Source organism: Microbacterium sp. SORGH_AS_0888 (assembly GCF_030818905.1).
GTDB lineage: Bacteria > Actinomycetota > Actinomycetes > Actinomycetales > Microbacteriaceae > Microbacterium.
Map to the genome: position 1 here is coordinate 3,617,150 of NZ_JAUTAZ010000001.1, position 21,110 is coordinate 3,638,259.

The following is a 21,110-nucleotide window of genomic DNA, read 5'->3' on the forward strand; positions in this document are numbered from 1 at the left end:
GCGCGTCAGCGGATGCGGAGCCGGTGCTCCAGCCCCGAACGCACGGCGGGCCACTCGCCCTCGATGACCGAGAACACGACCGTGTCTCGCAGCGTGCCGTCGGGCATCACCGTGTGGTTGCGCAGCACGCCGTCCTGCTTCGCGCCGAGACGTGCGATCGCCGCGCGCGACTGGTGGTTGTGCCAGTGCGTGCGGAACTCGACCGCCACGCACCCGAGCTCCTCGAACGCGCGCTCCAACAGCAGGAGCTTGGCGGCGGGGTTGATCCCGGTGCCCTGTGCGGACACTCCGAGCCAGGTCGAGCCGATCTCGAGCCGTCGGTTGTCGGGATCGAGGTTCATGTAGGTCGTCATGCCCACGGCTCGGCCCGAGCTCGGGTCGATCACGGCCCATGCCGCCATGCGCCCGGCGTCCTGCAGCGCTCGTCGCCGCTCGATCTCGGCAGGCATGCCGTCGGGAGAGGGGATGCGCGTGTACCACGTGCGCCACAGCTCGTGCTCGGCGACCGCTGTCGCAAGCTCCTCGGCGTGCTCGGGCGCCAGGGCGACGAGCCGTACCCGGTCGTTCGCGAGCACCGGGGTCGCGGCGTAGGGCGTGCTCATGCCAGACGCTCGAGCATGGCCTGCGCGCCCTCGTGCAGCACGGCGAGCCGGGATGCGGCATCCGCGGGGTCGTCACCGCGCACGTCGAGATACAGCTTGAGCTTCGGCTCGGTGCCGCTCGGGCGCACGATGACCCGTGAGCCGTCGGCCAGCCAGAGGCGCAGCACATCCCCGGGCGGCAGGTCTTCGAACCCGTTCAGGAGGTCGTCCACGCGCTGGACGGCGACCGTGCCGATCGTCTCGGGGTGCTGTGCCCGCAGTGCCCGCATGATCTGCGCGATCGTGCCGACGTCCTCGACGCGCACCGAGATCTGGTCGCTGGCGAACGAGCCGAAGGTGCGGTCGAACTCGTCGAGGAGGTCCTGCAGGCTCCTGCCCTCGCCGCGAGCCTCGGACACGAGACCGAGCATCGCGGCGGCGGCCGAGATGCCGTCCTTGTCGCGCACCGTCTCGGGGTTCACGAGGTAGCCGAGCGCCTCCTCGAACCCGTAGACGAGGCCGGGGGCGCGCGAGATCCACTTGAAGCCCGTCAGGGTCGCCGTGAAGCCGAGACCGTAGTGCTCTGCGATCGCGGCCAGCCCGGGGGAGGAGACGAGCGAGCAGGCGAGCGTCGCCGTGGCGCCGGCCCCGGATGCCGCCGCATGCCTTGCCGCGCGCCATCCGAGCAGCAGACCGATCTGGTTCCCCGTCAGGCGGCGCCAGCCGCCGGGGGCGTCGGCATCCGGAACCGCGACCGCGAGTCGGTCGGCGTCGGGGTCGTTCGCGAGCACGAGCTCGGCCCGCGCCTCCCGTGCGGTCTCGAACGCGAGGTCCATCGCCCCGGGCTCCTCGGGATTGGGGAAGGAGACCGTCGGGAAGGCCGCATCGGGGTGCAGCTGCGCGTCGACCGTGACCGGCGCGGGATACCCGGCCGCGGCCAGGATCCGGGAGAGCGTCTCCCACCCGACGCCGTGCATCGCGGTGTACACCCAGCGCAGCCCCGCCGCTCCGGCGGGGGCGGGCGCGACCGCGCTCGTCTGGGCGACATAGGCGGTCACGACCGACTCCGGGGCGATCTCATACCCGGTCACCCGGGGCAGATCACGGATGTCGCCCGCGGCCACCCGGTCGATGCAGGCCGCGATCCGGCCGTCCGCGGGGGAGACGATCTGCGATCCGCCGTCGGCGTCGCCCAGGTAGACCTTGTAGCCGTTGTCGTTCGGCGGGTTGTGGCTGGCCGTGACCATGACCCCTGCGGCCGCGTCGAGGTGCCGCACGGCGAAGGCGAGCACCGGGGTCGGCAGGGTGCGGGGCAGCAGGACGGCGCGCAGCCCCGCGCCGGCGAAGATCTCCGCCGAGTCGCGCGCGAACACCTCGGAGTTGCGGCGTCCGTCGTAGCCCACGACGACCGTGGGCGTCTCTCCGCCGGCCCGCTCGGCGAGGTACGCCGCCAGGCCCGCGGCGGCCTGCGTCACGAGCACGCGGTTCATGCGGTTCGGTCCGGCGCCCAGCTCGCCGCGCAGCCCCGCCGTGCCGAACGCCAGCCGCGCGGCGAACCGGTCCGCGAGCGGGGCGGGCTCGCCGGCCTCGGCCCGCGCGATGAGGGCGTCGAGCTCGGCGCGGGTCTCCGCATCCGGGTCCTGGTCGCGCCACGCCCGGGCGGCGTCGAGAAGCGTGGTCACAGCGCCTCGATCACGCGGGCCAGCAGCGCCGAGATCACCGGCTCCGCCTCGCGTCCCGCCTCGATGACCTCGGCATGGCTGAGCGGGGTTGGGGAGATCCCCGCCGCGAGGTTCGTGATGAGCGAGAAGCCCAGCACCTCCATGCCCGCCTGGCGGGCCGCGATCGCCTCGAGCGCGGTCGACATGCCGACGATGTGGCCGCCGATCGCCTTCGCCATCTGCACCTCGGCCGGCGTCTCGTACTGCGGGCCGCGGAACTGGCAGTAGACGCCCTCGTCCAGGGTCGGGTCGATCGTGCGGGCGATGTCGCGCAGCCGCCTCGCGTACAGGTCCGTGAGGTCGATGAAGGTGGCGCCCTCGAGCGGCGAGTCGCCCGTGAGGTTGATGTGGTCGCTGATGAGCACGGGCTGGCCGGGCTTCCACGTGGGCGTGATGCCGCCTGCGCCGTTGGTGAGCACCATGATGCGGGCGCCGGTCGCGGCGGCGGTGCGCACGCTGTGCACGACGCGCCGCGGTCCGTGACCCTCGTAGTAGTGCGTGCGCGCCCCGATCACGAGCACCCGGGTGCCGTTGGGGGCGAGGATGCTGCGGATCGTGCCCACGTGGCCCTCGAGGGCCGGCTTGCTGAACCCGGTTATCGCGGTGGCCGGGACCGTGGCCACGGTCTCGCCCACGAGCTCGGCGGCCTTGCCCCAGCCGCTGCCGAGCGTCAGGGCGATGTCGTGCCGGTCGACCCCGGTCTCCCGGGCGATGTCGTCGGCGGCGGCGCGCGCGATCTCGAAGGGGTCTGCCGTGGGGTCGTCGAGCGGGTTCGCGGTCATAGGCACCACTCTAAATCTCACCCCGCGCGTGCATCGTGCGCGTTTCACGCCCGGGTGTGGCGGCGTCCGGCCGGCCGGACGCGGCATCCGCACCTGCGGGGATCCTGCGGGGCGCGCCGTCGATCGCCCGCCGTGCGCGGCGTGTCGGACACGATCCCCGCACGTGCGGAGAGCCGCCACCGCCGCGCGGGCGGACCCCTGTGCGCGGGCACCCGGATCGCACGGAAGAATGGAGGCATGTCCCTGAGCTTCGAGCATGCGCAGAGCGTCGCCATCATCGGCGGCGGACCCGGTGGATACGAGGCGGCGCTGGCCGCCGCTCAGCTCGGGGCGGAGGTGACCCTCGTCGAGCGCGCGGGCGTCGGAGGCGCGGCCGTCATCACGGATGTCGTCCCCTCCAAGTCGCTCATCGCCACGGCGGATGCGGCGGTGGCCATCGCCGCGTCGGGCGACCTCGGCGTGCAGCTGTTCGCGCGCGGCGCCGACGGCAAGCCGCTGACGCCCGAGATCGCGATCAACCTCAGCGCGGTCAACAAGCGGCTGCTCTCCCTCGCTCGGCAGCAGTCCGACGACATGCGCTCCTCGCTCGTGGAGGCGGGCGTGCGCATCGTCTCCGGTCACGGACGTCTCGAGGGCCGTGACGCCGTCGTGGTCTCCACCGGTCCCGGCGGCACCGACTTCGACCGGATCGAGGCCGACACGCTCGTCGTCTCGGTGGGCGCCTCGCCGCGGGAGCTCCCGAGCGCGAAGCCCGACGGCGACCGCATCCTCACCTGGACCCAGCTCTACGACATGAAGAGCCTGCCCGAGCACCTCATCGTCGTGGGATCGGGTGTCACGGGCGCCGAGTTCGCCTCGGCCTACATGAACCTCGGCGCCAAGGTCACGCTCGTCTCCAGCCGCGACCAGGTGCTCCCGGGCGAGGACCCGGACGCGGCGGCCGTGCTCGAGAAGGTGTTCAAGCGCGGGGGGATGACGCTGCTCTCGAAGGCCCGCGCGGACAGCGTGGTGCGCACCGATGCGGGGGTTCTCGTGACCCTCGCCGACGGCCGCACGGTCGAGGGGAGCCACTGCCTGCTCGCGGTGGGATCGATCCCCAACACGCGCGGCATCGGTCTGGAGGAGGCGGGCGTCGAGCTCACCGACTCCGGGCACATCCGTGTGAACCGGGTCGCACGCACCTCGGTGCCCAACATCTACGCGGCCGGCGACTGCACGACCTTCGTGCCCCTGGCCTCGGTCGCCGCGATGCAGGGGCGCACGGCGATCTTCCACGCGCTGGGGGATGTCGTCATCCCGCTGGAGCAGCGCCGCATCACCGCGAACATCTTCACGGCGCCGGAGATCGCGACGGTCGGACTGCAGGAGAAGGACATCGCGGCGGGGGCGGTCAACGGCGTCGTGCACAAGCTGCCGCTGTCCGCGAACCCCCGGGCGAAGATGATCGGCATCAAGGACGGCTTCGTCAAGATCATCGCCCGTGCCGGCAGTGGAACGATCATCGGCGGCGTGATCGTCGGCCCGCGCGCCTCGGACATGATCTACCCGATCGCGATCGCCGTCGAGCGGCGCCTCACGGTCGACCAGCTCTCGCGCGTCTTCGCGGTGTACCCCTCCCTCTCGGGCAGCATCACCGACGCCGTCCGCGCCATGCACCTCGTCGAGCGCACGGAGGGCGAGGAGAACTGACGGCAGCCGGCCCGGCGCGTCCGAGGGGACGTGCGCCGGACCGGCGAGGGGATGTCGTGGGGGCAGCCGTCAGCTGATCGTGAGCAGCTGGTGTCCCGCGGAGACGGTCGAGCCCGGGCTCGCGTCGATCGCGCCGATGACGCCGTCCTTGTGCGCCTGGATGGGCTGTTCCATCTTCATCGCCTCGAGCACGACCACGAGGTCGCCCTTGAGCACCTGCTGGCCCTGCTCGACCGCCACCTTGACGACGGTCGCCTGCATCGGGGAGGTGACGGCGTCGCCCGACGCGCCGGCCATGCCGGTGCGCTGGTGCGAGCGGCGCGAGGGCGGCACGGCGGCGGGTCGTCCGGGCGCGATCGGAGAGGCGGCGATCCGGTCGGGCAGGCTGACCTCGAGGCGCTTGCCCCCGACCTCGACGACGACCGTGTGACGCGCCTCGGCGGGTGCCGGGTCGCCGAGCTCGCCGTCCCAGGCGGGGATGTCGTTGACGAACTCGGTCTCGATCCACCGCGTGTACACGCCGAAGTGGCCGTCCTCCGCCGTGAAGGCGGGGTCGCGCACGACCTTGCGGTGGAAGGGCAGCACGGTGGGCAGCCCGGCGACCTCGAACTCGTCGAGCGCGCGTCGGGCGCGCTCGAGGGCTTCCTCGCGGTCGCGGCCGGTGATGATGATCTTGGCGAGCAGCGAGTCGAAGGCGCCCGAGACGGTGTCGCCGGCGGTCACGCCGGAGTCGAGCCGGAGGCCGGGACCGCCGAACGTCTTGAAGACGTGGATGGGGCCGGGCTGCGGCAGGAACCCGCGGCCCGGGTCCTCGCCGTTGATGCGGAACTCGATCGAGTGCCCGATCGGCTCCGGATCGACGTCCTCGAGCGTGCCGCCCTCGGCGATGCGGAACTGCTCGCGCACGAGGTCGATCCCGGTGACCTCCTCCGAGACCGGGTGCTCGACCTGGAGTCGCGTGTTGACCTCGAGGAAGGAGATCGTGCCGTCGGCGCCGATCAGGAACTCGCACGTGCCGGCGCCCACGTAGCCGACCTCGCGGAGGATCGCCTTGGAGGCCTCGTACAGCGTGCGGTTCTGCGCGTCGCTGAGGAACGGCGCGGGAGCCTCCTCCACGAGCTTCTGGTGACGGCGCTGCAGCGAGCAGTCGCGGGTGGAGACGATGACGACCGTGCCCTCGGCATCCGCCAGGCACTGGGTCTCGACGTGACGCGGGCGGTCGAGGTACTTCTCGACGAAGCACTCGCCGCGGCCGAACGCCGTGACCGCCTCGCGGGTGGCGGACTCGAACAGCTCCTCGATCTCGTCGAGCTCACGGGCGACCTTGAGGCCGCGCCCGCCGCCGCCGTAGGCCGCCTTGATCGCGATCGGCAGTCCGACCTCGCGCGCGAACGCCGTGACCTCGGAGGCGTCGGCCACCGGTCCCGGTGTGCCGGGTGCGAGCGGGGCGCCGACCTTCTCCGCGACGCGGCGGGCGGTGACCTTGTCGCCCAGCGCCTCGATCGCCTCGGGCGGGGGGCCGATCCACACGAGACCGGCGGCGATCACGGCGCGGGCGAAGTCGGCGTTCTCGGCGAGGAAGCCGTAGCCGGGGTGCACGGCGTCCGCGCCCGATCGGCGGGCGACCGAGAGGATCTTCTCGATCGAGAGGTAGGTGTCGGCGCTCGTCGCGCCGTCGAGGGCGTAGGCCTCGTCGGCCAGTCGGACGTGCAGGGCGTCGCGGTCCTGATCGGCGTACACGGCGACGGCGGCGCGTCCGGAGTCGCGTGCGGCACGGATGATGCGGACGGCGATCTCGCCGCGGTTCGCGATGAGGACCTTGGCGATTTCTGGCATGACTGTCAGCCTACAGAGGCGATCCGCCCATATTTTGCAAGCACCCTACAAGGTCGCGGGTGGATCGTGTGGGGTTCTCTACGAACGGTTCCAGAGGTCGGGCCAGGACACTCCCAGCTCCGCGACGAGTCGGCGGAGCGTGGACAGCGACATCCCCACGACGGTCGAGGGGTCGCCCTCGACGCGCGTGATGAAGGCGCCGCCCAGGCTGTCCACCGTGAACGCCCCCGCCACCAGCAGCGGCTCGCCGGTCGCGACGTAGGCGTCGATCTCCGCGTCGGTGACGTCGTCCGCGAAGGTGACGGACGCGGCGGCCACGGCGTGCGCCTCGCCGGGCGCCGCCCCGGGACTCAGCCGCACGACGCAGTGGCCGGAGTGCAGGGTGCCCGTCCGCCCGCGCATGTCGTGCCACCGCGCCGTCGCCGCCTCGGGGGTGTAGGGCTTGCCGAGGATCTCGCCGCCGAGCTCGAACATCGAGTCGCCGCCGATCACGAGCCCCTCGAAGCCGGGGTCGAGGGTCGCCGCGACCGCGGCGGCCTTGCGGCGGGCGAGCAGCAGCACGTGCTCGTCGGGGGAGAGGGTGCGGGCCTCCGCATGCTCGACCGCCGCGATCACGGCCTCCTCGTCGACGTCCGGGGCCGCCGTCTCCGGCTCGATGCCCGCCTGCCGCAGGAGCATGAGCCGGGCGGGGGAGGTGGAGGCGAGCAGGACGCGCATGCGCCCACGCTACCGGCCGCGGACCGGCGCCCGTGATGTGTGCGAGGCTCGGAGGATGGATGCGGGTGAGCACATCGATCTCGAGATCACCGGGGTCGCGCACGGCGGCGTGTTCGTCGGCCGGCACGAGGGGCGCGTCGTGTTCGTGCCGGACACGCTCCCGGGCGAGCGGGTGCGGGTGCGTCTGACCGAGACGCGCAAGAAGAGCTTCTGGCGCGGCGAGGTGGCAGAGGTCCTCACGGCCTCGCCCGACCGCCGGCCGCACGTGTGGGCGCAGGCGGGGCTGGACCACCCCGCACCCGAGCGGCCGGGCGGAGCCGATTTCGGCCACATCGAGCTCGAACGGCAGCGTTCGCTCAAACGGGACGTCGTGCGCGACGCGCTCGCGCGGATCGGGCGACTCGACGTGCCGGTGGAGATCGAGGGCGCCCGGCCTCGGGTGGACGCGAACGGCGAGGTCACCGCGACCGAGAGCGCGGACGGGACCGGCTGGCGGACCCGTGTCAGCCTGCACGTCGACGAGGACGGTCGCGTCGGCCCCTACGCGGCGCGCAGTCACACCGTCGTGCCGGTGTCCGAGCTGCCGCTCGCGACTGCGGCCGTCGCACGCGCCGCCGCACGACTTCGGGGGACGAAGCCCGGTCGCATCGACCTGGTCCAGCCCGCCGACGGGCGCGTGCGCGTGCTGCCGCGGCCGGCCGGGGCGCCGGCCGACCCGCTCGTGCGCGAGACGGTCGTGGAGACGGCCGGCGATCGGGAGTTCCGCCTCGATGCGGGCGGCTTCTGGCAGGTGCACCGGCTGGCCGCATCCACCCTGCACGCCATGGTCACCGAGAGCCTGGCCGGACTGGGCGGGCTCGACGGGGACGCCCGGCACCTCGACCTCTACGGCGGCGTCGGCCTGTTCGCCGCGGCGATCGGGGCCCTCATCGGGCCCGGCGCGAAGGTCACGACCGTCGAGTCCGACGAGCGCGCCACGGAGCACGCGGGCGCCAACCTCGCCGACTGGGTCGGGGCGCGCGCCGAGACCGCCCGCGTCGAGCGCTGGCTCGCCCAGCTCCAGGCGACCGCGAGCCCCGCCGAGCGCGCCCGCATCTCGGACGGGGTCGTCGTTCTCGACCCGCCCCGCTCGGGGGCCGGGATCGAGGTGACCCGTGCGGTGGCCCGGCTGACGCCGCGCGCCGTCGTCTACGTCGCCTGCGATCCGGTGGCGCTCGCCCGAGACCTCGCGGTGTTCGCCGAGGCGGGGTATCGGGCGGACGAGGTCCGCGCCGTCGATCTGTTCCCGCACTCGCACCACATCGAGGCGGTCACGACGCTCATCCCCGTCGACCGGCGCGGCTAGCATGTGGCCATGACGCGCGTCGCCTTCATCGACGACCACGAGTCGGTGCGCCTCGGGGTCGAAGCCGCGTGCCTGCGCGCGGGCGGCACGGACATCGTGTTCTCGGGAGCGTCCGTCACCCACTACCTCGCCTGGCGGCATCGCGAGGGGGCACCGCCCGCCGACGTCGTCGTGCTCGATCTGACCCTCGGCGACGGCACGACCGTGACCGAGAACGTCACCCGCGTCACCGAGGACGGCTCGAGCGTCATCATCTACAGCGTCGCCGACCGCCCCGCCGCGGTGCGCGAGGCGCTGGCCGCGGGGGCGGTGGGCGTCGTGGGGAAGTCGTCGCCCATCGAGGACGTCGTGGCGGCGATCGCGGCCGTCGGGAGGGGAGACGTGCTCACGGGCGTCGAGTGGGCGAGCGCCGTCGACGGCGACCGCGAGTTCGCCGCAGCCCAGCTGTCGGCCCGGGAGCGCGAGGTCCTGCGTCTGTACGCGGCGGGGCTGCCGCTGAAGATCGTCGCCGACCGACTCGGGATCGCGTTCTCGACCGCCAAGGAGAACATCACCCGGATCCGGCTCAAGTACACGGATGTCGGTCGTCCGGCTCCCACGAAGGTCGACCTCCACCGGCGCGCCCTCGAGGACGGCATCCTCTCCGACGAGGTCGCCGGTCGTGCCCGCTAAGGCGCGCGAGGCCATGGCCGCGGCCGACGCCTCCGGGCTGATGCCCGCGGTCGAGGTCGCCTCGTTCACCCGTGCACGGGTCGAACGCGTCATGACCGTCTCGGTCGCGCTGGGATGCGCCGTGCTCGGCGGTCAGGCGCTCGTCGGCGCGATCGGCGACACCGCGGTCAGCGGACCCGCGAACCTCGCCCTCATGATCCTCTCCTTCGCGCCGCTCGCGGTGATGCTGGTGGCGTTCTTCGCCGGTCGCTTCGAGCGATCGGCCGCGTCGCTGTTCATCGGCGCCTACGTCCTCGTGCTCCTGCTCTGGCCGTTCGCACCCTCCGCCGCCTCGACGGATGTGAACGCCCAGCCGTGGGTGTACTTCCTCATCAACGTCGCCACGGTGCCCGCCGTGCTCGTGATGCCGATGGCGCTGCAGATCGCCGTCACCGTCGGGCTGCCGCTGCTCTACGGGATCGTGCGCCTGGTCGAGCTCTGCTTCGCCGCCACGGCATGGTGGCCTGTCCTCCTCGACGTCTCGTTCTCGCTCATCTTCGGCTCGGTGCTCCTCACCCTCGGCTGGACGTTCCGCGCCGCCGCGTCCGACGTCGACGAGCGGCGGCTCCACGCCGTCAGCTCCTACGCGCGCGCCGCCGCCGTGTCGGCGTCGGAACGCGAGCGGGTCGCCGTCGCCGCGCTCATGCACGACAGCGTCCTGGCCGCGCTCATCGCCGCCGAGCGCGCCGACAGTCCGCGAGAGCGCGACCTCGCCGTCTCGATGGCGCGCGAGGCGCTGACCCGACTGGCCAACACGGACCGCGACGTCGGGGAAGGCAGCGACGCGCCCGTGCCGCCCACGGCGGTCGTGGACGGCCTCGTCGACGCGCTCACCGGGACGGATGCGGACGTCTCGGTCGATCTCGCCCCCGGCACGCCCGAGGTCCCCGGACGCGTGGCTCGCGCGCTCGTGCTCGCGGCGACGCAGGCGATCTCCAACGCCGTGCAGCACGCCGACGGCCGGGATCTGGCCGTCTCGGTGATCGGCACCGTCGACCCGGCGGGCCTGATCGTGCGGGTCAGCGACGGCGGTCCGGGCTTCGACGTGGACGCGGTGCCCGCCGATCGACTGGGGATCCGTGCCTCGATCCTGGCGCGTGTCACGGCGTTCGGCGGTCGCGCGCACGTCGACTCCGGGGATCAGGGCACGGTCGTCACCCTCGTCTGGCGGAGGGCGGAGCAGTGATCAGCGTCCGCTTCGTGCTCACCGTGCTCGCCCTCGCCTTCACGGGGTACCTCGTGGGCCGGGGGCTGTTCTGGACGGCTCCGGTGCCGCATCCGGTCGTGTTCGTGCTCGCGATGGCGCTGTACCTGGCGGTCACGTGGCTGTGCGTGCTGTGGGGCTACCCGACCCGGCGGCCGGCGCCGGCGCAGGAGGGCACGGTCGGACGGGGCGGCGACCAGCTCCCGCTGTGGATCTGCGCGCTCGCGCTGGCGACCGCGCTCGTGCTCCCTCCCGCGATCGCCTACGGAGTCGGGCCGGATGCGGTCGACAAGCCCTACTCGGCGTGGTTCATCGGCGCGCTCGGGGCGCTCATGGTGGTGCTCGTCGTGCGACGGCGCCCCTGGCCCGCCTGGAGCGGGACCGCGGTCATGGCGGGGTGGGCCGCGGTCCTCCTCGGCCTGGTTCCGGCGCTCGGTCTCGGGCTCGTGGGATCGGTCATGTGGGTCACGGCCGCGCAGTTCTTCGTCTATGCGCTGGACCGCGCCGACCGCGACACGCAGCGGCTCGGGGAGATCCAGCGCAGCGCGTCGGCCGTGCACGCCGCGCAGGGCAGCCAGCAGCGCGAACGCCGCATCCAGGTGCAACGGGCGCTCGCGGTTGCGGGGCCCATCCTGGCGCGCACGATCGCGACCGGCGGCGATCTGGGTCCCGACGGACGGGTGGAGGCGCGGATCGCGGAGGGGCGGTTGCGCGATGAGCTGCGCGGGCCGCGCCTGCTGGACGAGGCCGTCCGCGAGGCGCTGGATGCGACGCGTCGCCGCGGCGCGATCGTCACCCTGCTCGACGAGGGCGGGCTCGAGGGCCTGGCGGACGAGCAGCTGCGCGACATCCGTGCCGAGCTCGCGGCGACGCTCCGCGACGCGCACTCCGACCGTCTGTTCGTGCGGACCTCGCCCGACGCCCGGGTGGCGGTGACGGTCGTCGGCCGGGCGTCGTCGACGCTCGGCCTCTCGGACGAGGACAGCGTCGACCTGTGGCGCGAGATCGAGCGACCCGCCGCATCCTCCGCCCGCTGAGCGAGCGGAGCGCGGATGAGAAAGGGCGAGGGGCGGAAGACTCCGCCCCTCGCCGGCAGACGATTACCCGAAAACCGTCTGCGGGGCCGAAACCCGGGGGAACCCTGGTAACCCTGGGTCGGCCGGACGCAAGAAGCGTCCTAGCGATATCAGTATCCGCCGGGGAGCCGGGCCCCGTCTGTAGGCATTTTGGGGGACACGGGCCGAGGCCCCGGGGCTCACCGTCCGGCGAAGCGTCCCCACGGGATGTCGCGTCGCAGCGGCTGCCGCAGCCCGCGTGCCGACACCTGCCAGGCATCGGGACGCCGCGCCTCGGCGGCCGTGGCGGCATCCGCCTCCTGCGCGTAGGCAGCTCCCACCACGGCGATGACCGCCGCGACCTCCTCGTCGGTCGGGTTGCCGCGACGGATGTCGACGCGCAGCGCGTCGTGGGGCTCGGCTGCCTCGCTCACAGCGGGATGTTCCCGTGCTTCTTCGGCGGCAGGCTCGCGCGCTTCCCGCGGAGCGAGCGCAGGGCCTTGGCGATCGAGACCCGCGTCTGCGCGGGCTCGATGATGCCGTCGAGCTCGCCGCGCTCGGCGGCGAGGAAGGGGGAGGTCACGTTGTACGTGTACTCGGTGGCCAGGCGTGTGCGCACCGCCGCGACATCCTCGCCGGCCTCCTCGGCGCGCTTGAGCTCGCCCCGGTAGAGGATGTTGACGGCGCCCTGCCCGCCCATGACGGCGATCTCCGCGGTCGGCCAGGCGAGGTTGATGTCGGCCCCCAGCTGCTTGGAGCCCATGACGATGTAGGCGCCGCCGTAGGCCTTGCGCAGGATGACGGTGACCAGCGGCACGGTCGCCTCGGCGTAGGCGTACAGCAGCTTCGCGCCGCGACGGATGACGCCGGTCCACTCCTGGTCCGTGCCCGGGAGATAGCCGGGGACGTCGACGAGCGTCACGATCGGGATCGAGAACGCGTCGCAGAAGCGCACGAACCGGGACGCCTTCTCGCCGGCGTCGATGTTGAGCGTGCCCGCCATCTGCGACGGCTGGTTCGCGATGATGCCGACCGAGCGCCCCTCCACGCGGCCGAAGCCGATGACGATGTTGGGCGCGAACAGCGGCTGGACCTCGAGGAAGTCTCCCGCGTCGACGACGTGCTCGATGACCTGGTGGATGTCGTACGGCTGGTTGGGCGAGTCGGGGATGACGGAGTTGAGGACACGGTCGGAGTCCGTGGTCTCGAACTCGAAGCTGCTCTCGTACGCCGGGATCTCGGCCATGTTGTTGTCGGGCAGGAAGCCCAGCAGCGTGCGGGCGTAGTCGATCGCGTCGTCCTCGTCCTCGGCGAGGTAGTGCGCGACGCCCGAACGCGTGTTGTGGGTGTGCGCTCCGCCGAGCTCCTCCATGCCGACGTCCTCGCCGGTGACGGTCTTGATGACGTCGGGGCCCGTGACGAACATCTGGCTCGTCTTGTCGACCATGATGACGAAGTCGGTGAGGGCCGGTCCGTAGACGGCGCCGCCCGCCGCCGGTCCCATGATGATCGAGATCTGCGGGATGACGCCCGAGGAGGCGGTGTTCAGGCGGAAGATCTCGCCGTACTTGCCGAGGGCGACGACGCCCTCCTGGATGCGGGCGCCGCCGGAGTCGAGGATGCCGATGATCGGCATGCCGCCACGGAGGGCGAACTCCATCATCTTGATGATCTTGTCGCCGGCGACCTCGCCGAGCGAGCCGCCGAAGGTGGAGAAGTCCTGCGAGTAGACGGCCACCGTGCGGCCGTGGATCGTGCCGACGCCGGTCACGACGGAATCGCCGTAGGGGCGGGACTTGTCCATCCCGAACGCGGTGGTGCGGTGGCGGACGTACTCGTCCATCTCGACGAAGGAGCCGTGGTCGACCAGCAGCTCGATGCGTTCGCGGGCGGTCAGCTTGCCCTTCGCGCTCTGCTTCGCGTGCGCCGTCTTCTCCGCATCGAGGACGGCCTCCTGATACCGGGCGCGCAGGTCGGCGATCTTGCCGGCGGTCGTGGAGAAATCGGGCTGATCGGTCACGCGTTCCACCCTATCGGCGTGTCTCGCGGCGGCGTTGGAGGATGTGCACAGCGCCGCGTCGCATCCGTTGTGCCGAGCGGCCGGGACACGGGGCTCCCTACCGAGATGTCGCCGGCTCCGCCAGCGGTTCCCTCCGCCGGACGCGCGAATTAGGGTGGGCGCCATGACGACGCCAGAATCCGGTTACCCCCGCGCCGCCGCGATCAGCCCCAGGGTGCAGATCGCCGAGACGACCGACTCCACCAACGCCGATGCGGTCGCGGCGGTCCAGGCGGAGCCGGAGGCGTGGCCGCACCTCGCGCTCGTGGTCACGACCGATCAGCGTCACGGACGTGGACGGCTCGACCGGACCTGGACGGCGCCGGCGGGAACGGCGGTCGCGGTCTCGGTCGTCGTGCGGGTGCCGGAGCTCCCCGTCGCGGCACGGGGCTGGATCCCGCTCATCGCGGGCTACGCCATGGCCGGCGCCGTGGGCGAGCAGCTCGGCGAGGGCGGGCACACCGTCGCGGTGAAGTGGCCGAACGACGTGCTCGTCGACGGCGGCAAGATCTGCGGCATCCTCGCCGAGGCGGTCCCGGGGCACGCGGATGCCGTCGTGATCGGGGCCGGGGTGAACACCCGCATGACGGCGGCCGATCTGCCCGTTCCGACCGCGACCTCGTTCGCAGCGCTCGGCCGGGAGGTCGACGAGGACCGGCTGCTGGCCGACTACCTGCGGGTGCTCGACGAGCAGCTCGCCGCGCTGGCCGCCGCGGGCGGCGATGCGGAGGCGTCGGGGCTGCGTCACCGCATCCAGGAGCGATGCGCGACCGTGGGCGCGCGGGTCATGGTGTCGATGCCCGACGGCTCGGTGCTCACGGGCAGGGCGGACCGGCTCGACCCCGAGGGGCGGCTCGTCGTGGCGGAGGGTGCGCTCGAGACCGCGGTCGGTGCCGGCGACGTCACGCACGTCCGTTAGGGACGACGCCGCGTGTGCCGGGCGGGCGTCGACCGCGAGCCCGGATCCGGGGGGCGAGGTCGCGGCGTTTGCGGAGTTGCGACCCGGCTTCTGCGCCTGGCTCCCGCACAATTGACCCATGACCTCGTCGACCTCCGTCGGACGGCCTCTGACGCCGGCCCCCGGCGTCCCCGACCCCGAGCGCCGCATCGTGCGGCTGCGCGGGCACGCGCGGCGGCTCTTCTGGTCGGCGATCCTGCTCATCGCCGTGGCGGGCGCGGTCGGCTACTTCACGGGAAATCTGCCCGCCCCGTTCCAGGACTGGATGCTGTGGTCCGCCGCCGGGCTCGTCGTCCTGCTGCTCGTGCTCCTGCCGTATCTGGTGTGGCTCTCGCACACGTACACGATCACGACCCGTCGGGTCATCGAGCGCAGCGGGCTGTTCGGCCGCACGCAGCGGGAGCTGTCGCACGTGCGCGGCTACGCGATCACGATGCGGCGCGGACCGCTGCAGCGGATGTGGCGCACGGGAACGCTGCGGCTCGAGGACGGCGTCGAGGGCAGGCTCGTGCTGCGCAACATCCCGCAGGTGCAGCTCGTGCACGAGACGCTCGTCGACCAGGTCGAGGTCAACCAGATCCTCGCCCACCGCGACGCGCAGTCGCAGCCGGTGCCGCCGCCGCTGCCCGGCGCCTGAACGACCCTCCGGAGGTCGAGCCCGGGGGAGGCGGCCGTCGCTCGTATCCGGAAGAATGGCCGTGGCGAAGGGAGCCGGAATGACGGTGCGCGTCGGAGTGGTCGGCGGAGGGCAGCTGGCACGGATGATGATCGCCCCGGCGGTCGAGCTCGGGCTCGACATCCGGGTGCTGGCCGAGGAGCCCGGGATGTCCGCGTCGCTCGCGGCGACGGCGACGGGGGACTACCGCGATCTCGAGACCGTGCGTGCCTTCGCGCGCGAGGTGGATGTCGTCACCTTCGACCACGAGCACGTTCCGCAGCCGGTCCTCCGGGCGCTCGTCGCCGACGGCGTCGCCGTGCACCCGGGTCCGGATGCGCTGCAGTTCGCGCAGGACAAGCTGCTCATGCGCGCCCGCCTCGCCGAGCTCGGACTGCCGCAGCCGGACTGGGCCGCCGTCCGCAACGCGGAGGAGCTACAGGCCTTCCTCGACGACCACGGCGGCCGCGCCGTCGTCAAGACGCCGCGCGGCGGCTACGACGGCAAGGGCGTGCGGGTCGTCTCCGCCGGCGTGGACGCCGCCGACTGGTTCGCGGCGCTCGCCGAGGACGCCCACGGCGGTGCCCTGCTCGCGGAGGAGCTCGTGGACTTCACCCGGGAGCTGGCGCAGCAGGTCGCGCGGAGGCCGGGCGGCGAGCTCGCCGTCTACCCCGTCGTCGAGACCGTGCAGCGTGAGGGCGTGTGCGCCGAGGTGGTGGCGCCGGCGCCGCGCTCGAGCGGACGGGTCGCCGCGGAGGCGGGCCGCATCGGCGTCGAGGTCGCGGAGGGGCTCGGGGTGACGGGGATGCTCGCGGTCGAGCTGTTCGAGACGAGCGACGAGCGGGTGCTCGTGAACGAGCTGGCGATGCGCCCCCACAACAGCGGCCACTGGACGCAGGACGGTGCCGTGACGAGTCAGTTCGAGCAGCACCTGAGGGCGGTCGCCGATCTGCCGCTGGGGTCGACCGAGCCGCTCCAGCCCTGGTCGGTCATGATCAACATCCTCGGCGGTCCGGCGCACGCGGCCATGAGCGACCGGTTCGAGCCTGCGCTCGCCGAGCACCCGCGGGCCCGGCTGCACACCTACGGCAAGGCGCCGCGTCCGGGGCGCAAGGTCGGCCACGTGACGGTGACCGGCGCCGACCTCGAGGACGTCGCGTACGAGGCGCGGGCCGCCGCATCCGCCTTCGACTGACGCACGTCCCCCTTTCGACCGGGCGATGTGATCATGTCCCCCTTTCGACCCGGTGGCGTGATGATGTCCCACTTCCGACCGGGTGATGTCCCACTTCCGACCGCCTGAGGCTGCGCCCAGCGGTCAAAAGCGGGACATGGTGGGGGGAGAAGCGGGGCGGATGCGGGCGCGTGCCGTTGCGGCGGTTCTCCAGCCGCACGACGTAGCCTGTCGGGGTGACACGGCCGCTGCATTCTTCCGAGGCGCCGTCGGTCGGCGTCGTCATGGGCTCCGACTCCGACTGGCGGGTGATGGCTGCGGCATCGCAGACGCTCACCGACTTCGGCGTGCCCCACGAGGTCGAGGTGGTGTCCGCGCACCGCACACCCGACAAGCTCGTCCGCTACGGCCGTGAGGCCCGCGCCCGTGGCCTGAAGGTCGTCATCGCCGGCGCCGGGGGAGCGGCGCACCTCCCGGGCATGCTGGCCTCCGTGACGGCACTGCCCGTGATCGGCGTGCCGGTGCCGCTGGCGACCCTCGACGGCATGGACTCGCTGCTGAGCATCGTGCAGATGCCCACGGGCATCCCGGTCGCGACCGTGTCGATCGGCGGGGCCGCGAACGCGGGGCTGCTCGCGGTCCGCATCCTCGGGGCGTCGGATGCCGACCTCGGCGACCGCGTCGAGGCCTATGCGCGCGACCTCGAGGCCGCGGTGGAGGAGAAGAACCGTCGACTGAAGGACTCGCTGTGACGACGGCCGCGCCGGCGAGGCCGCGCGGCGGACGTGCGGAGCCGGTCGTCAACCCGTATCCGTTGCGCTACCCCGAGGCATCGTCGCCCACGGTGATGGGTCGCCGTGCGTGGTGGCTCGTGGTCCTGAACTTCCTCATCCCGGGCTCGGCGCAGGTGCTGGCGGGCAATCGCCGGCTCGGACGGATCGGGCTCGGCGCGACTCTGTTCATGTGGCTCGTGCTGGTGCTCGTCGTGCTGTCCGCGCTGCTGTGGCGCTCGGCGCTCGTGTCGGTCGGCACGAACTGGTTCGCGCTGCTCGTCGCTCAGATCCTCCTGTACGCCTACGCCGCGCTCTGGGTCCTGCTCACGATCGACACGGTGCGACTCGCGCGACTCGTCCGGGTCGCGCCGCTGGCGCGCATCGGCGTCCTGCTGCTCGCGGTCGTGCTCGCGTTCTTCTCGGGCAGCAGCGCGGTGGCCGCCGCCAACATCGCCGGGAGCACCCGCAGCGCGATCACGACGATCTTCGGCGCCTCCGCGGCTCTCGTGCCGCCATCGGACGGGTACTACAACATCCTGCTGCTGGGCGCTGACTCCGGTGACGGCCGCGACTCGATGCGCTTCGACAGCATCTCGGTCGTCTCGGTCAACGCCGACAGCGGCGCCGTGACGATCTTCGGCCTGCCGCGCGACATGCCCCACGCGCCGTTCCCCGCCGACAGTCCGATGCACGAGCGGTATCCGGACGGTTTCGAGGGACACGAGTCCGACACCTGCGGCTGGGGATCGGGACTGAACCAGCTCACGAACGCGGTCGAGCAGTGCTCGGACGACAAGGGCGTCAGCCTGTATCCGGATGCCGCCGCCAAGGGCTCGCGCCCGTCGATCGAGGCGACGAAGGATGCGGCCGAGGGGATTCTCGGCATCTCCATCCCGTACTACGCGTTCGCCGACATGAACGGCTTCGCCGACCTCATCGACGCGCTCGGCGGGATCGACATCAACGTGACCGAGCGGCTGCCGAAGGGCTACGGCCCGCTGGGCGACGAGCCCGCAGAGGTGTGGGCCAAGGGCTGGATCGAACCGGGCCAGCAGCACATGGACGGCGACACCGCGCAGTGGTACGCACGCTCCCGGTACACGACGAGCGACTGGGATCGCATGCAGCGTCAGCGGCAGCTGCAGGAGGCGATCCTCGCTCAGTTCTCGCCGACGAACGTGCTGACGCACTTCCAGCAGGTCGCCGCGGCCAGCTCGGACCTGGTGACGACCGACATCCCGCAGCAGCTTCTCCCGACGCTCGTGGATCTCGCGGTGAAGGCGAAGGGACAGCCGGTGACGACGCTGGATCTGACGCCGGCGAACGGGGTCGACGACCAGAACCCGGACTTCGCGGAGATCCCGCCGATGGTGCAGCAGATGCTGCATCCGCCGTCTCCGTCGCCGGCAGGGTGACGCCGGGGGGTCGGCTCCGGGGTTCACACAGACGTCCCTTACTAGTCTCAATGCATGGCTGTTTCGCTTCGCATCGTTCTGGACCAGTTGACCGAGGTGGTCGACGCGGATCTCGCCGAGGCCGAGCGGGAGATCGCGCGTGCGCTCGTGGACTCGGCGCCGAAGGGGTGCGACGTGACGGCGATCGTGCCGGCGGGGGATGAGGATGAGGCCGCCGCCGTGCCGGGCCTCGCGGGATCGACGCGCGCCCCGCTCGGCCGCGCCCGGCTGCTCGCGTCGTGGCAGATGGGGATCGCCCCAGGCATCGGAGGCGGACTCATCCACGCGCCGTCGCTGGTCGCGCCGCTCGTGCGTCACGACCGGGTGAACGAGAACGATCAGACCGTCGTCTCGTTGTGGGATCTGTGTGCGTGGGAGAAGCCCGACGGGATGTCGCGCCTCGCGGTCGCGGGTCAGCGGGCTCTCCTCAAGCGCGCCGAGAAGCACGCCGATGCCGTCGTCGTGCCCTCGCACGCCATGGCGGACCGGCTGGGGGAGACGACCCGTCTGGGCGGCCGGCTGCGTGTGATCCCGGGCGCTGCGCCGACCGGGTTCGCGGCTCCGACGGATGCCGTGGGCCGCCGTCGAGCGCTGGGCGTGCCGGAGGGCGTGGTGGCCCTCGCCGGCGCCTTCTGCGACGACGACGCGCTCGCCGCGGGGCTGTCGGCGGTCGCCTCGCTCGCGGACGCACCCGAGGTCGTGGTGCTCGACATCTCCGACGCGCGTGCCCCGCGCGTGCGCGAGCTGGCGACGGCGGCGGGGATCGCGGACTCCGCGCTGCACGTGCAGGGGCACGTCGAGGCGCCGGATCGGGCCGCGGTGTTGGCCGGCGCGGTCGTGCTCCTCGCACCGTCGACGCTCAGCGCGTTCCCGTGGCGCGTGGTCGAGGCGCTGGCGCTCGGACTCCCGGTCGTGGCCTCGGCGTCCGACGTGCACCGCGAGGTGCTGGTCGACGGCGGCCTGTTCGTGCCGTCCGGCGAGCTCGGCGACGCGCTTCGGCTGGTCGCCGAGTCGGAGGACGCGCGGAAGCGTTTCGCTGTCCGCGCGCTCGACCGCGGCAAGGCGTTCTCGTGGCGCGACCACGCGGAGCGCGTGTGGGCGCTGCACGCCGAGCTGTGACGTGTTGCGGCGTTGCGCTGCCGCGGACCTACCGGCCGTCAACCTAAGCGGCGCTCTGCTTCGCATGACATGGCAGGTGCGTGGCGTTCGGCTACGCGAAGGAGAGTCGTCGCCTACGCGCGGAGCGTGCCCACCGCCTCTGCACTCGGGCCGTCGAAGACCATGCGGCCTTCCCTGAGGACGATCCCTCGTTGGCACAGGGCTGCGACCATGTCGAGGTCGTGAGAGACCACGACCAGCGTCTTTCCCTCGGTGTGAAGCTCGCGGATACGCGCGAGGCACTTCTTCTGGAACGGTTCGTCGCCCACCGACAGAATCTCGTCGATGAGAAGGACGTCGACCTCCGTGTGGATGGCCACGGAGAACGCTAGTCGGAGGAACATCCCGGAGGAGTAGTGCTTCACCTCTGTGTCGATGAAGCGCTCGATCTCGCTGAAAGCGACGATGTCGTCGAAACGTGACTCCGTCTCTCGGCGCGACATCCCGAGGATCGCCGCGTTCAAGAAGATGTTCTCCCGGCCCGACAGGTCCGGATGGAAGCCCGCGCCGACCTCGATCAGTCCGGCGACGCGACCTCGGGTGAGGACGTGACCCGAGTCGGGCCGTAGGACGCCAGAGATCATCTTCAGCGTCGTGGACTTTCCCGAGCCGTTGTAACCGAGCAGCGCAACGGCTTCGCCTTGCTCGATGTCGAAGCTTACTCCGTCAAGGGCATGGAAGTCCGTCGTGAGCTGCTTCCGGCGCAGTGCAGCGACGGCGGTCTCTTTGATCGAATGAGTGTGACGAAGACGGAATCGCTTGCTTACCGCATCCACGCGGACGGCGACGTTGTCAGAGGTCTTGGGCAAAGCGCCCCTCCAGACGGCGGAAAACGGTCTGCCCGAGCAACAACACGAGCAGCGAGACGATGACGGCTATCCCTGCGAACGTCCAGAGATCGGGTATCGGTTCCATACGATCGGAGGTCAGCGGCTCCCACGCTCCGCGATGGAAGAGTTCAACGGCGACGGTGAGAGGATTCAGGCGATATACAACGAACGCCCACGACGGGAGTGAAGAAGCGACCGCCTGCCACTGATACATCACAGGCGAGGCCCAGATCGCGCACATGACGATGATCTCTACGAAGCTTTGCGCATCGCGGAACGTCACGTTGATCGATCCGAAGAGCAGCCCCAGGCCGGTGGCGAGCAAAGCGACGATCACAAGGGCGAGCAAGAGCGCGCCGATGCCCGCGACGCTCGGTGTCCAGCCGAGTGCGATCGCGATCACCAGGA

The 21,110-nt window shown here is 72.0% G+C and carries 20 protein-coding genes; 11 read left to right on the top strand and 9 right to left on the bottom strand.

From position 1 onward, the window contains the following. Nucleotides 1–5: 5 nt before the first annotated feature. Genes QE381_RS17690 through QE381_RS17700 form a run of 3 tightly spaced genes read right to left on the bottom strand, consistent with a single transcriptional unit; the run spans nt 6 to nt 3,084 of the window. Nucleotides 6–602: a GNAT family N-acetyltransferase gene (locus QE381_RS17690; protein ID WP_307220309.1), complete on the bottom strand. Its 597-nt coding sequence runs from the start codon at nt 600–602 to the stop codon at nt 6–8. Further along, complete coding sequence (locus tag QE381_RS17695; protein ID WP_307220311.1) at nt 599–2,263, bottom strand: phospho-sugar mutase; 1,665 nt, start codon at nt 2,261–2,263, stop codon at nt 599–601. Before QE381_RS17695 ends, QE381_RS17690 begins: the two co-directional genes overlap by 4 nt. After that, complete coding sequence (locus tag QE381_RS17700; RefSeq protein WP_307220312.1) at nt 2,260–3,084, bottom strand: purine-nucleoside phosphorylase; 825 nt, start codon at nt 3,082–3,084, stop codon at nt 2,260–2,262. Before QE381_RS17700 ends, QE381_RS17695 begins: the two co-directional genes overlap by 4 nt. Before the next feature lie 237 nt (nt 3,085–3,321). Here QE381_RS17700 and QE381_RS17705 point away from each other — a divergent pair, with 237 nt between their 5' ends. Next, on the top strand, nt 3,322–4,773 hold the full coding sequence (locus QE381_RS17705; protein WP_307220314.1) for an NAD(P)H-quinone dehydrogenase: 1,452 nt from the start codon (nt 3,322–3,324) through the stop codon (nt 4,771–4,773). A 69-nt stretch (nt 4,774–4,842) separates the two neighbouring features. Here QE381_RS17705 and QE381_RS17710 read toward each other — a convergent pair whose 3' ends face one another. Further along, nucleotides 4,843–6,609: a biotin carboxylase N-terminal domain-containing protein gene (locus tag QE381_RS17710; RefSeq protein WP_307220315.1), complete on the bottom strand. Its 1,767-nt coding sequence runs from the start codon at nt 6,607–6,609 to the stop codon at nt 4,843–4,845. A 78-nt stretch (nt 6,610–6,687) separates the two neighbouring features. Then, entirely contained in the window at nt 6,688–7,326 is a 639-nt protein-coding gene (locus tag QE381_RS17715; RefSeq protein ID WP_307220316.1) for a nucleoside triphosphate pyrophosphatase, read from the bottom strand. A 55-nt stretch (nt 7,327–7,381) separates the two neighbouring features. Between QE381_RS17715 and QE381_RS17720 the strand changes: the two genes are divergently transcribed. The 4 genes from QE381_RS17720 to QE381_RS17735 are packed head-to-tail and all read left to right on the top strand — an operon-like array spanning nt 7,382 to nt 11,623. Then, nucleotides 7,382–8,671, top strand: coding sequence for a class I SAM-dependent RNA methyltransferase (locus QE381_RS17720; protein ID WP_307220318.1), 1,290 nt, complete (start codon nt 7,382–7,384; stop codon nt 8,669–8,671). A 9-nt stretch (nt 8,672–8,680) separates the two neighbouring features. Continuing rightward, nucleotides 8,681–9,343: a response regulator transcription factor gene (locus tag QE381_RS17725; protein WP_307220320.1), complete on the top strand. Its 663-nt coding sequence runs from the start codon at nt 8,681–8,683 to the stop codon at nt 9,341–9,343. Continuing rightward, nucleotides 9,333–10,568 carry a sensor histidine kinase gene (locus tag QE381_RS17730; RefSeq protein WP_307220322.1) on the top strand — a complete coding sequence of 412 codons (1,236 nt, stop codon included), beginning with the start codon at nt 9,333–9,335 and terminating at the stop codon, nt 10,566–10,568. Before QE381_RS17725 ends, QE381_RS17730 begins: the two co-directional genes overlap by 11 nt. Next, entirely contained in the window at nt 10,565–11,623 is a 1,059-nt protein-coding gene (locus QE381_RS17735; RefSeq protein WP_307220324.1) for a hypothetical protein, read from the top strand. Before QE381_RS17730 ends, QE381_RS17735 begins: the two co-directional genes overlap by 4 nt. Nucleotides 11,624–11,841: 218 nt before the next feature. Here the strand turns inward: QE381_RS17735 and QE381_RS17740 are convergent, their stop codons facing one another. Together QE381_RS17740 and QE381_RS17745 are read right to left on the bottom strand one after the other, a co-directional pair. Further along, a complete protein-coding gene (locus QE381_RS17740; RefSeq protein WP_307220326.1) occupies nt 11,842–12,075 on the bottom strand; it encodes an acyl-CoA carboxylase epsilon subunit in 234 nt (77 codons plus the stop codon). Continuing rightward, entirely contained in the window at nt 12,072–13,661 is a 1,590-nt protein-coding gene (locus QE381_RS17745) for an acyl-CoA carboxylase subunit beta (protein WP_373426965.1), read from the bottom strand. The genes QE381_RS17740 and QE381_RS17745 overlap by 4 nt, the downstream gene beginning before the upstream one ends. Before the next feature lie 163 nt (nt 13,662–13,824). On the opposite strand from QE381_RS17745, the gene QE381_RS17750 reads away from it, so the two are divergent. From QE381_RS17750 to QE381_RS17775, 6 genes are all read left to right on the top strand, one after another. Further along, entirely contained in the window at nt 13,825–14,619 is a 795-nt protein-coding gene (locus QE381_RS17750; protein WP_307220329.1) for a biotin--[acetyl-CoA-carboxylase] ligase, read from the top strand. 118 nt (nt 14,620–14,737) lie between these two features. Next, a complete protein-coding gene (locus QE381_RS17755) occupies nt 14,738–15,295 on the top strand; it encodes a PH domain-containing protein (RefSeq protein ID WP_307220331.1) in 558 nt (185 codons plus the stop codon). 79 nt (nt 15,296–15,374) lie between these two features. Continuing rightward, the gene (locus QE381_RS17760) at nt 15,375–16,508 is read left to right on the top strand and encodes a 5-(carboxyamino)imidazole ribonucleotide synthase (protein WP_307220333.1); all 1,134 of its coding nucleotides are present in this window, start codon (nt 15,375–15,377) and stop codon (nt 16,506–16,508) included. Between the two features lie 263 nt (nt 16,509–16,771). After that, nucleotides 16,772–17,239 carry a 5-(carboxyamino)imidazole ribonucleotide mutase gene (purE, locus tag QE381_RS17765; RefSeq protein ID WP_307220596.1) on the top strand — a complete coding sequence of 156 codons (468 nt, stop codon included), beginning with the start codon at nt 16,772–16,774 and terminating at the stop codon, nt 17,237–17,239. After that, nucleotides 17,236–18,675 carry an LCP family protein gene (locus QE381_RS17770; RefSeq protein WP_307220335.1) on the top strand — a complete coding sequence of 480 codons (1,440 nt, stop codon included), beginning with the start codon at nt 17,236–17,238 and terminating at the stop codon, nt 18,673–18,675. Before purE ends, QE381_RS17770 begins: the two co-directional genes overlap by 4 nt. A 54-nt stretch (nt 18,676–18,729) precedes the next feature. Further along, nucleotides 18,730–19,833 (top strand): glycosyltransferase family 4 protein, encoded by a 1,104-nt coding sequence (locus QE381_RS17775; protein WP_307220336.1) that lies wholly within the window; start codon nt 18,730–18,732, stop codon nt 19,831–19,833. 113 nt (nt 19,834–19,946) lie between these two features. Here QE381_RS17775 and QE381_RS17780 read toward each other — a convergent pair whose 3' ends face one another. Both QE381_RS17780 and QE381_RS17785 read right to left on the bottom strand, forming a co-directional pair. Further along, complete coding sequence (locus QE381_RS17780) at nt 19,947–20,681, bottom strand: ABC transporter ATP-binding protein (protein WP_307220338.1); 735 nt, start codon at nt 20,679–20,681, stop codon at nt 19,947–19,949. Then, the coding region (locus QE381_RS17785; protein ID WP_307220340.1) for an ABC transporter permease at nt 20,665–21,110 on the bottom strand (446 nt) is incomplete at its 5' end. The genes QE381_RS17785 and QE381_RS17780, both read right to left, overlap by 17 nt.